The following is a 13,507-nucleotide window of genomic DNA, read 5'->3' as shown; positions in this document are numbered from 1 at the left end:
AATTCACAACTAGAATGCCAATTAGAAAATAATAATATGAGCTGTGACTAATCACGAAGATAATAATTTTTGAAAGCAATTCACAACTAAAGTAAAGACTATAACAGGAGTTAAGCCGCTGTGACTAATCACGAAGATAATAATTTTTGAAAGCAATTCACAACCCTGTTCTTAAATAAATTAATATGTTAACTGCTGTGACTAATCACGAAGATAATAATTTTTGAAAGCAATTCACAACCGCTTTTATTACACTTTTTGTTTTGAGAAAGCTGTGACTAATCACGAAGATAATAATTTTTGAAAGCAATTCACAACAGGACAAGTTAAAGCCTTATCGGAAATTTCGCTGTGACTAATCACGAAGATAATAATTTTTGAAAGCAATTCACAACTTTCCAGTTACGACGCTTTGAAGCTTTCCAGCTGTGACTAATCACGAAGATAATAATTTTTGAAAGCAATTCACAACTATCTATATTGAACCCTGTACGCTATTATAGCTGTGACTAATCACGAAGATAATAATTTTTGAAAGCAATTCACAACTATATATGAATAGATTCAAATCAGTTGATGGCTGTGACTAATCACGAAGATAATAATTTTTGAAAGCAATTCACAACTCACTACTTATCAAGAAACTTGCTCAGGAGGCTGTGACTAATCACGAAGATAATAATTTTTGAAAGCAATTCACAACTCGGTTAAGGGTATAGCGATGTTAGTGGGAGCTGTGACTAATCACGAAGATAATAATTTTTGAAAGCAATTCACAACGCAATGATTAGGGTTCCTGAGAACTTTATTGCTGTGACTAATCACGAAGATAATAATTTTTGAAAGCAATTCACAACTAAAAATGCTGACGGTTCGGAAACTCTTAAGCTGTGACTAATCACGAAGATAATAATTTTTGAAAGCAATTCACAACAGCATATCTACATGCATCAATAAGGTGGTTGCTGTGACTAATCACGAAGATAATAATTTTTGAAAGCAATTCACAACTGCAACAAATGAACTTCCCTCTGAATTTTGGCTGTGACTAATCACGAAGATAATAATTTTTGAAAGCAATTCACAACGCCATATGATGTGGGGTTGACAGTTTTAGAAGCTGTGACTAATCATGAAGATAATAATTTTAGGAAATTTTTTCACCATTTTTCTTATCCAAAATTCTCAATTATCATTGTAATAAGCAATAAATTCACTATTTTGCTGTTTGTTTTTCTTAAATGAACAATAAAATATAAAAAAAATCATTTCTTGATATATGTTAAGATGACAGAAATATGGTTTTTCTATTTTTGTATCCGAAAAACAACAAGAAAAATTTCGATTAAACTTTTTTAAACAATTCAATAATATGAAAAAACTTAGTGTAATTGCATTAGTAGGAGTAGGATTGCTAGCAGCATCTTGTAATAATAAAGAAAAAACAGAGACAGCGGTAGCTACTGAGCAAGCTGTTGCAGAAAGCAAAGGAGAAGTGTTGGCAGTAGATGCAGCAACTTCTATCGTTAACTGGAAAGCATTCCATAAAGGAGGTTTTGCTCCTCGTTGGGGAACTCTTAACGTAAAATCAGGGGATCTAAGCATTGAGGGTGGACAAGTTGTAGCTGGAAACTTCAATATTGATATGACTTCCATTAAAGTTGATCCGGCTTCAGTAACTGAAAAAGATAAAAAACCGGCAGATCTTGAGGCTCACCTTAAAAATCCTGATTTCTTTGATGTAGCTAAAAACCCTGCTGCAGACTTTAAAATAACAAGTGTAACAGACCTTAAGGAGGCTCCAAAAGATGCTGTTGCAGGTGCTAACAAGACAGTAAGCGGAAACCTTACATTAATGGGAAAAACGATGAATGTTACTTTCCCTGCTAAAGTAGATGTAGTAGATAACACTGCAGCTATTCAGGCTAAATTTACTGTAAACAGAACAGATTGGGGAATTAAGTTTGGTACTTCTGAAGCAGATCCTGCAGAATGGATGATCAGCAAAGATATTGAGATCGCAATCGATGTAAAAGCTAAAAAATAATTAGCCGGATATATTATAATTACGGAGCTGTCTGATTAAGGCAGCTCTTTTTTATTTGGAAAATTCTCCATATTCACTAATGAGGAATACATTAAGTAAGGATTGTTTATTTTAAAACTCTACAAAAGCAATCAATTCAGCTCCCATGAATCCTGAATACGTACGCAATACTCACTTCCCAGATATAAAGGATTACCATGTTTTTCAGACCAAAACCCGTCCAATATATTTTGGCTTAAACAACGGTATACCGCAACACCTTTATAGATTTTATGATCTTCTCCTTTGTAGTTAAAGTTAAGTACTAAGATGCGGTCTTTATAAAACCCAGTTCCGTTCTGGGTATGTTCGCCAATCGTCCATTGGGCAATAATGCGGGCATTTTCATCAACAGATAAGACTAATGTACCATGATAAGAAACCTGATCAGACTCTTCCTGATTGCTCCCTTTAATAGAATAAGTTCCTGCCAAATCATATACTGTCATTGCTTCTTTTTTATGGGTGGCAAATTTAAAAAATCTTATTTTGATAAATACTACAAATTATGTGTAACCAACAATACTTTAAATTCTAAACTTTTTCTATCATCAAATTAAACTTTACTTTTGCAGCAAATTAAATATAAAATGATTCCTTTTCTGCTGATCGCTAACCTTATTACATTCGGAGTTTTTGGATTTGATAAACTGCAGGCCAAAAGACATCAATGGCGAATTTCAGAGAACGTTCTTTTAGCACTTTCATTGATAGGAGTTGTAGGGGCAGCTTTCGGAATGATTGTGTTTAATCATAAGGTTTCCAAAAAATCTTTTCTGGTTAAATTTTTTTTGGTGGTTTTAATTGACCTTGTTCTGCTTTATCGCTTGATAAGGCATTGATAAGTAAATGCTTAATGAAGTTAACTGTTGCTTTTTAAGACTGTTAATTAACACAATTTATTTTTGCGAAAAATTTTATTGAAATAAAGTTAAAATAAACCAGTAGTAGAACTTAACGTATTATATTTTTCGACATATTTTAAGAGGGAATTATCTAAATTTCTCATTATGAAATTGTTAAATATTGCATAAAGATTTTAATTAATTCATTTTAAATCACTATTTTTGCACCCGTAAAAATCCTATATGCAAAACATTAGAAATATTGCGATTATCGCACACGTTGACCACGGGAAGACGACTTTGGTTGACAAAATCATTCACGCTACCAATATTTTCAGAGAAAATCAGGAGAGTGGAGAATTAATTATGGATAACAATGATCTTGAAAGAGAAAGAGGGATCACCATCTTATCCAAGAATATTTCTGTTACCTATAAAGACACAAAAATTAACGTAATTGATACTCCTGGTCACGCGGATTTCGGTGGGGAAGTAGAAAGAGTATTAAAAATGGCTGACGGAGTTATTTTGTTGGTGGATGCGTTCGAAGGACCAATGCCACAAACAAGATTTGTACTTCAGAAAGCTTTGGAATTAGGTCTTAGACCATTAGTTGTTATCAATAAAGTAGATAAACCAAACTGTCGTCCGGACGAAGTTCACGATCAGGTATTTGATTTATTCTTCAACCTTGAAGCTACTGAAGAGCAGTTGGATTTCCCAACTTTCTATGGTTCTTCTAAGCAAGGTTGGTTCAACACTTCATTAGAACAAACTGAAGATATTTTACCATTATTAGATGGGATTTTACAATATGTTCCTGAACCAAAGGTAACTGAAGGAAACCTTCAGATGCAGATTACTTCTTTAGATTTCTCTTCTTTCCTAGGAAGAATTGCAATCGGAAAAGTAACAAGAGGAGAGCTTAAAGAATCTCAGTGGATTGGTTTAGCTCAGGCAGACGGAAAAGTTGTAAAAGGGAAAGTAAAAGAACTTTACGTTTTCGAAGGATTAGGAAAGAAAAAAGTAACTGAAGTACAAGCTGGAGATATCTGTGCTGTAGTAGGTTTTGATGCTTTCCAGATCGGAGATTCATTTGTAGATCTTGAAAACCCTGAACCATTGGAAAGAACTGCAATTGATGAGCCTACATTGAACATGACGTTCTCTATCAACAATTCACCTTTCTTCGGTAAAGATGGTAAATATGTAACATCTAATCACCTGAAAGAAAGATTAACAAAAGAATTAGAGAAAAACTTGGCATTAAGAGTTCAACAAACTGACGATGCAAATACTTTCCTAGTTTTCGGTAGAGGTATTCTTCACTTATCTGTTTTGATCGAAACAATGAGAAGAGAAGGGTATGAGATGACAATTGGTCAGCCACAGGTTATCCTAAGAGAAATTGATGGTGAAAAATGTGAGCCTTATGAATCTTTAGTAGTAGATGTTCCTGAAGAATATGCTTCAAGAGTTATCGATTTAGCTACTCAAAGAAAAGGAGATCTTCACATTATGGAAACTAAAGGTGAAATGCAGCACATGGAATTCGAAATTCCTTCAAGAGGTTTGATCGGATTACGTTCTCAAATGTTGACAGCTACTGCAGGTGAAGCTATTATGGCACACCGTTTCACAGAATATAAGCCTTTCAAAGGTGCTATTCCTGGAAGAAATAATGGAGTATTAATCAGCAAGACTCAAGGTCCAGCTACAGAATATTCTATCGCTAAACTACAGGATAGAGGTAAGTTCTTCGTTGATCCGGGTGAGGAAATCTATGCAGGAATGATTATTGGTGAGCAAAACAAACCAGGAGACTTGGTAGTAAACATTGTAGAAGCAAAACAGTTGAACAACATGAGAGCTTCTGGAAAAGATAAAGATACGGGTGTTGCTCCGAAAATCTTATTCTCTCTTGAAGAATGTATGGAATATATCCAAGGTGATGAAGCTATTGAGGTAACTCCAAACTTCATCAGAATGAGAAAGAAAATCCTTTCTGAAGAAGAAAGAAAAAGAGTTGAAAGATCAGCTAAAGCTTAATAGCTTCTGATTTGAAACTGTTATCATATAGAAAAGCCTCGAATTTTTCGAGGCTTTTTTTCTAAATAATCGGAAAAATTGTTTATTTTTTCAGATGAAAATCCAAAATATCAAAATATAATTTAAAGTAGTTTTGTGACTATGAGAATGAATAAATTAAAACTTATCGTTTTATTAGGAGTTTTTGCGTCTTACAGTACCTCATGTTCAGTTCAGAATAATGTAACAAAGACCCCTCCCGCTAAAAATACAACAAAACCAAATACCAATACAACTCAACCTAAACCTTCTGTAGTAACTAAACCAACAACAGGAACGGCTCAAGCAGAAGAAACTTTCAGAACCAATCTTCCGGAAATTAAAAGAGAATTCCGTGGTGCATGGATCGCCAGTGTAGCCAATATCAACTGGCCTTCAAGAAACGACCTTACAGTTGAGCAACAAAAAGCAGAAGCCATCAATATGCTGGATATGTTGAAGAATAACAACTTCAATGCTGCCATCTTTCAGATCAGACCCTCAGCAGATGCTTTATATACAAGTAATATTGAACCTTGGTCGTACTTTTTAACAGGAGAAACAGGAAGAGCTCCTTATCCTAATTATGATCCACTTCAGTTTTGGATTGAAGAAGCCCACAAAAGAGGCTTGGAGCTGCATGTTTGGTTAAACCCTTATCGTGCTCATCACACTAACGGAGGTTCAGTGACAAAGCTCTCAATGGCTAATACACTTTCTGATATTGTAGTAAGATTAAAGAACGGAATGTATTGGTTTGATCCGGCAAATCCAAAAACACAAGGACATGTTTCCAATGTAGTAAAGGATATTGTAAAAAGATATGACATTGATGCCATTCACTTTGATGATTATTTCTATCCATATGCAACCTATAACAAAGGTGCCGATTTCCCTGATTACGCAAGTTGGAATACATACGTGAGCAATGGCGGGAGCCTATCAAGAGCAGACTGGAGAAGAGATAACGTTAATAAATTTGTAGAGCGTATCTATAAAGAAATTCATGCAGAGAAAAATAATGTAAGATTCGGAATCAGCCCGTTTGGAATCTGGAAGCCGGGTTATCCAGCAGGAGTTGTAGGATCCTCACAGTATGACGAGCTATATGCAGATGCTAAATTATGGTTAAATAAAGGGTGGATAGATTATTTCTCTCCACAATTATATTGGCCGATTGATTCAAAAGGACAGGCATTTGAATCATTGCTAACCTGGTGGCAGTCTGAAAACACAATGAAGAGACATCTATGGCCAGGCTTAAATACAGTTGAAATTAAAGTATCTGACCGTCCTACAGAAATTAAGAACCAAATCGAAATCTCCAGAAAAATTCTGAAAAATGATGCCGGAGAAATTCACTGGAGTATTGCCGGACTTACAAAAAATCCAGGAATGCTTCCTACTTTGAAAAGTGGTCCATATAATGAAAAGGCATTAATTCCTAAATCCCCATGGATTAAGGCTGTGCCATTGCAAACACCAACATTGTTCATCACAGATAATGGAAGTTCTGCACAGGTAAGCTGGAGTACAAAAAATGTAGCCGACGTTTTTCAATGGGTACTTTTTACCCAATATAACGGCGAGTGGCAAACAGAGATTCTAACGCTGGATACTCTTTCAAAAGACGTTCCTAAGTCTAAAGATGGTAAAAAGCTAAATGGAGTAGCCATTAAGGCCATTGATAGATTAGGAAATGAAAGTGATTACATGGCAAAGAAGATCAGATAAGATAAAAATGACGATGATGTTTTATAGCAGACACCATCAAAATTTTAAAATAAATAAAAGGGGTTTAACGTAAAGTTGAATCCTTTTTTATGGTTGAAAAATATAAATCATTTTTTTATAGTGTTTTATTATTGCTCAAAAAATAATAATATATATAAATGTAATATTTTAGAATAACTATAAATTATTACATTAAGTTTCTTAAAATCAGCTGATTAAATTTAATTCTCGTTTCGTTTTTTGTAAATCATAAATCTTAGCGGAACCATTTTTGCATGAATAATCTCATAATCACCAAAATATAACATTATGAATACTAACAGACTTTCCGCAAAAGTGGAAAAAGCACTTAGTGATCAAATGAACAAGGAAATTCATGCATCACACATTTTTTTATCTTATGGAATTTGGGCAGACGATAAAGGTTACCAAGGAATTGCCAATTTTCTGTATAGACACTCCCAGGAAGAAAGAAACCACTCAATCAAGTTCATGGAGTACATTTTAAACAGAGGTGGAAAGCCTAAGGTTAATGCCATTCCTGCACCTCCGGCTGATCCGGAATCACTTACAGCTTGCTTTGATGGGGTTTTTAAACATGAAGTAGATAATACAACAGCAATCTACAAAATAGTAGATCTTTCCATGGCCGAAAAAGACTGGGCAACATGGAACTTTATGCAATGGTTTGTTCAGGAACAGATTGAAGAAGAGACCCTTGCCCACAACTTAATTGATAAATTGAAAATTGCAGGTGGCGATCGTGCAACAGACGAATCCTTATTTACCTTAGATAAAGCTTTACAGGAAGCACCGAATGATGTTCCTCTGGCTCAGGAGGCTACAGGAGATCGTCCATAAAAACAATAAATAAAACCAAAACTGTTTGAAAATCTGTCAGAATACTGGCAGATTTTTTTATTATGAAACTCCCTTTAATTTCACTATCTTTGCACGCTGAAAGTTAAAGACTCAATAATTTTAAGAGAAAAGAAGCAATTCCTTTAAACTCTAAATATTGATCTTTAGCCCCTAAACCTTAAACTTTGAATTTTACAATATGAAATGTGGAATCGTAGGCCTGCCGAATGTAGGTAAATCAACACTTTTTAACTGTTTGAGTAACGCAAAAGCTCAATCAGCAAACTATCCTTTCTGTACTATTGAACCTAATCTTGGAACGGTTTCCGTACCAGATCAGAGATTATTTGAATTGGAAAAAATAGTAAAACCGGAAAGAGTTTTACCGGCTGTAGTTGAAATCGTTGATATTGCAGGTCTTGTAAAAGGAGCTAGCAAAGGAGAAGGATTGGGGAACCAGTTCTTAGCTAATATCCGTGAGTGTGAAGCAATCATCCATGTTTTGAGATGTTTTGATAACGGAAATATCATTCATGTTGAAGGTTCAGTGGATCCACTAAGAGATAAAGAAATCATCGATATCGAATTACAACTGAAAGACCTTGAAACAGTAGGGAAAGCAGTTGAAAAAGCTAAAAAATTCATCAAGTCTGGTAAGAAAGAAGATCTTTTAACTTACGAGACACTTCAAAATCTGCAAAAATTCCTTGAAGACGGGAAGAATGCAAGAGAATTTGCAGTAGATGACTTTGCAAAGTCAATCATTGGCGAAGTTCAGCTTTTAACTAATAAACCTGTACTTTACGTTTGTAATGTAGATGAAAACTCTATCAAAAACGGAAATGACTGGATTGGGAAAATTGAGGAAATGGCTAAAAATGAAGGCGCTGAAGTTGTAGTTTTAGCAGCTCAGATTGAAGCTGATATCAATGAACTTGAAACTTTCGAAGAAAGAGAGATTTTCCTTGAAGAACTAGGTCTTACAGAACCTGGAGTAAACCGTTTGATCAGAAAAGCTTACGATTTATTAAAGCTTCAGACTTACTTTACAGCAGGTGTTAAAGAAGTAAGAGCTTGGACTATCGGACAAGGATGGACGGCTCCTCAGGCAGCTGGTGTAATTCACACAGACTTTGAAAAAGGATTCATCCGTGCAGAAGTTATCAAGTATGATGACTATATGACGTATGGTTCTGAAGTAAAGATTAAAGAAGCTGGAAAACTTTCTGTAGAAGGTAAAGAATATGTAGTTCAGGATGGTGATATCATGCACTTCAGATTCAACGTATAAAAGAAAAAATATTAAAGTTAGTTTATAAAAAAGCGCTTCTATGAATTTGGGAGCGCTTTTTGCCTTTTAATAGATAAACCAAGTAGTGAAAGGAAATATATTTTGATGATTAGTATAATAGTTTCCTAATGTTAGAAAGCTATTTTTTATTGTACTATTTAATCAAATGGTAAAGGGAGTTCGGGAACATATCTGCACTCTCGCTCGGCACAACTACTTCCCGTCATTCTGCAACGGCCTGTGGTGAGATCAATGCATCTGGCTAATCCGCCGGTAATGGTTTTCAACTCTTTTTTGTTCAGCTTTTTGCCTATCTGTGAAATTTGAATTCTCATTGGTTTGGTTTTTAATGTGTTAACAGTTACTAATATAGGGGGATATTCTAATATATATCACTGGATATAGAAAAAATAAGATAGCATTTTATTTTCATTTCATTAAAAATCAACTTTGTATATTTGAATTTTACAAATCATCTGTCATGGAAAAAATTGCCCATTCTTCATTGGAAGACTTTTATAGGGAGATGACTGCCAAGCTGGGGAAGAATCTTGAAGACATCTTTCCCAAAGGTCTTCATAAGGATATCGGACATTTCAATGTATTTGATATTGCACAAACTATTGAAAGGGTAAAAACTACCTCAGAAATGCCTTACAACAGGAGAAAATACTACAAGATTAGCTTGATCAGAGGAAATAATCGGGCAGAATATGCAGATAAAGTAATATCCATCAAACGGAACGCCTTATTATTTGCTACACCAAAGGTTCCTTACCATTGGATCCCTGAAGATAATGAACAGTCCGGAAGTTTCTGTGTATTTACTGAGGATTTTCTTATTAAGGGCAGGTCTTACAACGGTTTGGAGAACTTGCCTATCTTCCAGCCGGGAGGTATTCCTGTATTTGAAATTGAGGATGAGCTGGCAGATGAAATAAGTTTGCTCTTTAAAAAAATAAAAAAGGAAATTGATTCAGATTATGTATTTAAGTATGATCTGATCAGAAACTACGTATTGGAATTGATCCATTATGGACAAAAACTGCAACCGGCAACAAAAATTTCCACTTCAAATGATGCCTCCCTCAGGGTAGTTTCCTTATTTATTGAACTGTTGGAGAGACAATTTCCCATTGAATCCATGGAGCAGAGACTTCAGTTGAAAACGGCAAAGGACTATGCAGAAAGGCTGGCTGTACACGTTAATTATTTGAATAAAAAATTAAAAGAAAGTACAGGAAAGACCACGACGGAATTTATTGGAGACCGTATCATTCAGGAGGCTAAGATACTTTTAAAACAAACCCAATGGAATGTCTCTGAAATATCCTATGCGCTGGGTTTTGAAGAAATTGCCCATTTTTCAAACTTCTTTAAAAGAAAAACATCATACACACCGTTGGAATTTCGGTCATGATTTGAATTTTGCAAATTTCAGATTGATTCAAGCAAACAAGGCCTGTAGAAAATACACCAACTTTGTATCATCAAAATAATCAAAATAAAAATGGACACAAGAACAAAAATTGTATTGATAACAGGAGCTAATCGTGGATTGGGTAAAAATTCTGCCCTTAAAATTGCTGAGAAAGGATTAGACGTCATCATTACCTATAGAGGCAATGAAGAAGAAGCCAGAGCGGTTGTTAACGAAATAAAAGGCATGGGTAGAAATGCTGCTGCTTTTCAATTGGATACAAAGGATCATAAAAGTTTTAATGCTTTTGTAAAAAATGTTACAGATCATTTACAAGAGACAACAGGAAGTTCCAATATTGATTATCTGGTGAATAATGCAGGAACGGCTTTGTATTCACCCATTACAGAAGTTACAGAGGAACAGCTTGATGATATGGTGGATATCCACTTTAAAGGAGTATTCTTTTTGACTCAAAAATTATTACCTTTTATTAATGATGGCGGTGGAATCGTTAATATTTCTTCAGGATTGGCAAGATTTGCAACTCCGGGATCTTCTGTTTACGGTTCCATCAAAGCAGGTGTAGAAATGCTGACGAAGTATATGGCTAAAGAGTTAGGCTCAAGAAAGATTAAAGCGAATGTAGTAGCACCGGGAGCTATTGAGACTGATTTTGGAGGTGGAAGAGTGAGGGATAATAAAGATATCAATACTATGATAGCAGGCGCTACGGCTTTAGGAAGGGTAGGTCTTCCGGATGATATTGGTGGAGTAGTGGCTTTTTTATGTAGTGAGGATGCTGGCTGGATTAACGGACAGAGGATAGAAGTTTCAGGAGGAATGTTTTTATAGGACTTTCTTCATCATTCTTTTTGGTTTTCTTAAAAAATAAAAGAACCAACCGTTGTAGGTTGGTTCTTTTTATTATAGTCTATTATAAGCTTCCGGGATCAGGAAAAATTACAGGGCCATCAGGATCTATAGGTTCCAGAGGTATAGGAAGCTGGCATTTATCTTCCCTACATCCTGGTCCAATAAATACACAGTATCCTGAAGAATTTGTGCATCTTACATTGCCATTACCTCCGCTAATTACTCTCAGTTCACTCTTTGTTAATTTTTTTCCTATTGATAAGATTTTACTTTTCATGATTCTGGTTTTTAATAAGTTAATATTACGAATATATGAAAAGTTTCAATATTAAATCACCTATTGAAGATAAAATGTAAATGCAATATTCGATTATTGTTTATTTTTTTTAACTAAACCTTTGAAAGGTTCTCAATGGCTCTTTCCAGAGTTTCCTGTTTTTTAGCAAAACATAATCGGATCACATTTTCATTGATTTTGTTTTTATAAAAAGAAGAAAATGGGACACTGGCTACTTTATGGTTGATCGTTAATTCAGTAGCAAAATCAAAATCATTTTTATCCGAGATTTTATTATATTTCAATGCCTGAAAATAAGTTCCCTCACAATCTAGCAGTTCAAAGGATGTTCCGCTTAATCCTTTTCTTAAAAAGTCTCTTTTTTCTTGGAAAAATTGATTGAGGTGGGTATAATGTTCATCATTTTTCATGTACTCCGCCAGTGCAAGCTGAATAGGAGTATTTACACAGAAAACATTGAACTGATGCACCTTTCGGAATTCATCCGTTAAAACTTTTGGAGCAGCACAATAGCCAACCTTCCAGCCTGTAACGTGAAAAAGCTTACCAAATGAGGCAACTAGCAGACTTCTTTCTTTAAGTTCGGGATATTTACAAATACTTAAATGCTGCTCTCCGTCAAAAACAATATTTTCATAAACTTCGTCGCTTAAAATAAGAATAGAAGTTCCCTTTACCAGTTGAATCAGTTCCTGAATATCTTTTTCCGTTAATATTTTACCGGATGGATTGTTGGGATTATTAAGGATGATCATTTTGGTTTTGTCACTAATCAGTCCTTTTACAGCAGTCCAGTCAATTTGATAATCCGGAGCTTTCATTTCAAATCGTTTCACAATACCACCGAAAAGCTCCACGGTAGGCTCATAGCAATCATAGGCAGGCTCAAAGATAATGACTTCATCCTCTTTCTTGATAAAAGCAGCAATTGCCGTGAAAATAGCCTGGGTTCCTCCTGCGGTAACGGTTATTTCCGAATCAGGATGATAGGTTGTTTGATGGCTGTTTTCAATCTTTCTTGCAATTTCCTCTTTCAAAGCAATCATTCCTCCCAATGGGGCATACTGGTTGAAGCCTTTCTTGATAAAATGATCTACATAGTTCAGAAGTTCAGGATCCGGCATGAAATCGGGAAAGCCCTGCGATAAATTGATGGCTTCATTTTCATTGGCCAGCTGTGTCATTTGGCTGAAAATAGTAGTTCCTACATTGGAAAGTTTAGACAAAGGAAGTTGTATCATAAAAACGATTTTATGAATCCGAATTTAATGAAATATTTAAAACATTTTAAGATTAAAATATAAAAAGCGGGTATAAAAAATGGAAATCCGCCAGATCTGCAAATCAGCAAAGCTTTTCAATAACGGTTATTTAGAAAACATGATTTTTAAACAATTGTTTAGGAAAGTGTGATTTTTACTTTTTATTAACTTCAGGGATGCCTACATTTGTTAGACAAATAACCAGGTTAAAACCCAATAAACATGAATATTAAGAAAATTGAGCTTCCGGAAAAATCAGTTTTATCCAAAGAAAAAGAAAACTTTGATTATATCGATAGCTTCGAAGGAAAATTAACAGATACACGCCGCAGTATTGACATTACCGAAGTGGGTAAAGCTTTTTTTACAAGCGGGCCAAAATGGGGAAAGAAAATGTTTGCATTCCGAAATAAGGTTGTCTCATTATTCGGATTGAAAACCGGTACGGAAGCCACCCCTGCCAAGGCTTCTGATGACTTTACATGTGAGATAGGTGAACGTATTGGGCTTTTTAAAATATTTGGTAAAACGAATAACGAAATTATTTTGGGAGAAGATGATAAGCATCTGGATTTCAGGGTGTCTCTTTTATTCGATAAAGATAAAGGCCAGAAAGATGTAGATTTTCTTACAATCTCCACCACTGTAAAATACCATAACTGGCTGGGAATACTGTATTTTCTGCCTGTTCGTCCTTTTCATAAGCTTATTGTTTCTGTCATGCTCAAGAATATGATAGGTCAGTTGGAAAACGGGAAGTAGTACTA

At 34.9% G+C, this 13,507-nt stretch carries 12 protein-coding genes and 1 CRISPR repeat array (1 of these 13 running past the window's edge); of the genes, 9 read left to right on the top strand and 3 right to left on the bottom strand.

Annotated elements, in window-relative coordinates; translation table 11 throughout:
- Positions 1 to 1,088: a CRISPR direct-repeat array (repeat unit 47 nt; unit sequence GCTGTGACTAATCACGAAGATAATAATTTTTGAAAGCAATTCACAAC); it reaches 807 nt to the left of the window's first position.
- A 284-nt stretch (positions 1,089 to 1,372) separates the two neighbouring features.
- On the top strand, positions 1,373 to 2,047 hold the full coding sequence (locus EG359_RS04740; RefSeq protein ID WP_076351465.1) for a YceI family protein: 675 nt from the start codon (positions 1,373 to 1,375) through the stop codon (positions 2,045 to 2,047).
- 131 nt (positions 2,048 to 2,178) lie between these two features.
- Here the strand turns inward: EG359_RS04740 and EG359_RS04735 are convergent, their stop codons facing one another.
- Positions 2,179 to 2,535: a hypothetical protein gene (locus tag EG359_RS04735; protein WP_076351467.1), complete on the bottom strand. Its 357-nt coding sequence runs from the start codon at positions 2,533 to 2,535 to the stop codon at positions 2,179 to 2,181.
- 141 nt (positions 2,536 to 2,676) lie between these two features.
- On the opposite strand from EG359_RS04735, the gene EG359_RS04730 reads away from it, so the two are divergent.
- The 7 genes from EG359_RS04730 (at position 2,677) to EG359_RS04695 (ending at position 11,159) form a co-directional block, all read left to right on the top strand.
- Positions 2,677 to 2,928 (top strand): DUF1294 domain-containing protein, encoded by a 252-nt coding sequence (locus EG359_RS04730; protein WP_084180275.1) that lies wholly within the window; start codon positions 2,677 to 2,679, stop codon positions 2,926 to 2,928.
- 246 nt (positions 2,929 to 3,174) lie between these two features.
- Entirely contained in the window at positions 3,175 to 4,980 is a 1,806-nt protein-coding gene (typA, locus tag EG359_RS04725; protein WP_076351471.1) for a translational GTPase TypA, read from the top strand.
- Between the two features lie 141 nt (positions 4,981 to 5,121).
- The gene (locus EG359_RS04720) at positions 5,122 to 6,732 is read left to right on the top strand and encodes a glycoside hydrolase family 10 protein (RefSeq protein ID WP_076351473.1); all 1,611 of its coding nucleotides are present in this window, start codon (positions 5,122 to 5,124) and stop codon (positions 6,730 to 6,732) included.
- 309 nt (positions 6,733 to 7,041) lie between these two features.
- A complete protein-coding gene (locus tag EG359_RS04715; RefSeq protein ID WP_076351475.1) occupies positions 7,042 to 7,593 on the top strand; it encodes a ferritin in 552 nt (183 codons plus the stop codon).
- Between the two features lie 199 nt (positions 7,594 to 7,792).
- Positions 7,793 to 8,884, top strand: coding sequence for a redox-regulated ATPase YchF (gene ychF / locus EG359_RS04710; protein ID WP_076351477.1), 1,092 nt, complete (start codon positions 7,793 to 7,795; stop codon positions 8,882 to 8,884).
- Between the two features lie 481 nt (positions 8,885 to 9,365).
- Entirely contained in the window at positions 9,366 to 10,304 is a 939-nt protein-coding gene (locus tag EG359_RS04700; protein WP_076351479.1) for a helix-turn-helix domain-containing protein, read from the top strand.
- A gap of 90 nt (positions 10,305 to 10,394) precedes the next feature.
- Positions 10,395 to 11,159: an SDR family NAD(P)-dependent oxidoreductase gene (locus EG359_RS04695; protein ID WP_076351481.1), complete on the top strand. Its 765-nt coding sequence runs from the start codon at positions 10,395 to 10,397 to the stop codon at positions 11,157 to 11,159.
- An 82-nt stretch (positions 11,160 to 11,241) separates the two neighbouring features.
- Here the strand turns inward: EG359_RS04695 and EG359_RS04690 are convergent, their stop codons facing one another.
- Positions 11,242 to 11,457: a hypothetical protein gene (locus EG359_RS04690; RefSeq protein WP_076351483.1), complete on the bottom strand. Its 216-nt coding sequence runs from the start codon at positions 11,455 to 11,457 to the stop codon at positions 11,242 to 11,244.
- A gap of 113 nt (positions 11,458 to 11,570) precedes the next feature.
- Positions 11,571 to 12,719, bottom strand: coding sequence for a methionine aminotransferase (locus EG359_RS04685; RefSeq protein WP_076351485.1), 1,149 nt, complete (start codon positions 12,717 to 12,719; stop codon positions 11,571 to 11,573).
- A gap of 243 nt (positions 12,720 to 12,962) precedes the next feature.
- Between EG359_RS04685 and EG359_RS04680 the strand changes: the two genes are divergently transcribed.
- Entirely contained in the window at positions 12,963 to 13,502 is a 540-nt protein-coding gene (locus tag EG359_RS04680; protein WP_076351487.1) for a DUF2867 domain-containing protein, read from the top strand.
- The last annotated feature ends 5 nt before the right edge of the window (positions 13,503 to 13,507 follow it).

The organism is Chryseobacterium joostei (assembly GCF_003815775.1).
Classification (GTDB): domain Bacteria; phylum Bacteroidota; class Bacteroidia; order Flavobacteriales; family Weeksellaceae; genus Chryseobacterium; species Chryseobacterium joostei.
Note: the sequence above shows the minus strand (reverse complement) of the source record. Positions and strands in the feature narration are given on the sequence as shown.

Bases quoted from the DNA above. Each gene is read 5' to 3' on its own strand.
- EG359_RS04740 (WP_076351465.1), top strand. From the start codon at position 1,373: ATGAAAAAACTTAGTGTAATTGCATTAGTAGGAGTAGGATTGCTAGCA.
- EG359_RS04735 (WP_076351467.1), bottom strand. From the start codon at position 2,535: ATGACAGTATATGATTTGGCAGGAACTTATTCTATTAAAGGGAGCAAT.
- EG359_RS04730 (WP_084180275.1), top strand. From the start codon at position 2,677: ATGATTCCTTTTCTGCTGATCGCTAACCTTATTACATTCGGAGTTTTT.
- typA (WP_076351471.1), top strand. From the start codon at position 3,175: ATGCAAAACATTAGAAATATTGCGATTATCGCACACGTTGACCACGGG.
- EG359_RS04720 (WP_076351473.1), top strand. From the start codon at position 5,122: ATGAGAATGAATAAATTAAAACTTATCGTTTTATTAGGAGTTTTTGCG.
- EG359_RS04715 (WP_076351475.1), top strand. From the start codon at position 7,042: ATGAATACTAACAGACTTTCCGCAAAAGTGGAAAAAGCACTTAGTGAT.
- ychF (WP_076351477.1), top strand. From the start codon at position 7,793: ATGAAATGTGGAATCGTAGGCCTGCCGAATGTAGGTAAATCAACACTT.
- EG359_RS04700 (WP_076351479.1), top strand. From the start codon at position 9,366: ATGGAAAAAATTGCCCATTCTTCATTGGAAGACTTTTATAGGGAGATG.
- EG359_RS04695 (WP_076351481.1), top strand. From the start codon at position 10,395: ATGGACACAAGAACAAAAATTGTATTGATAACAGGAGCTAATCGTGGA.
- EG359_RS04690 (WP_076351483.1), bottom strand. From the start codon at position 11,457: ATGAAAAGTAAAATCTTATCAATAGGAAAAAAATTAACAAAGAGTGAA.
- EG359_RS04685 (WP_076351485.1), bottom strand. From the start codon at position 12,719: ATGATACAACTTCCTTTGTCTAAACTTTCCAATGTAGGAACTACTATT.
- EG359_RS04680 (WP_076351487.1), top strand. From the start codon at position 12,963: ATGAATATTAAGAAAATTGAGCTTCCGGAAAAATCAGTTTTATCCAAA.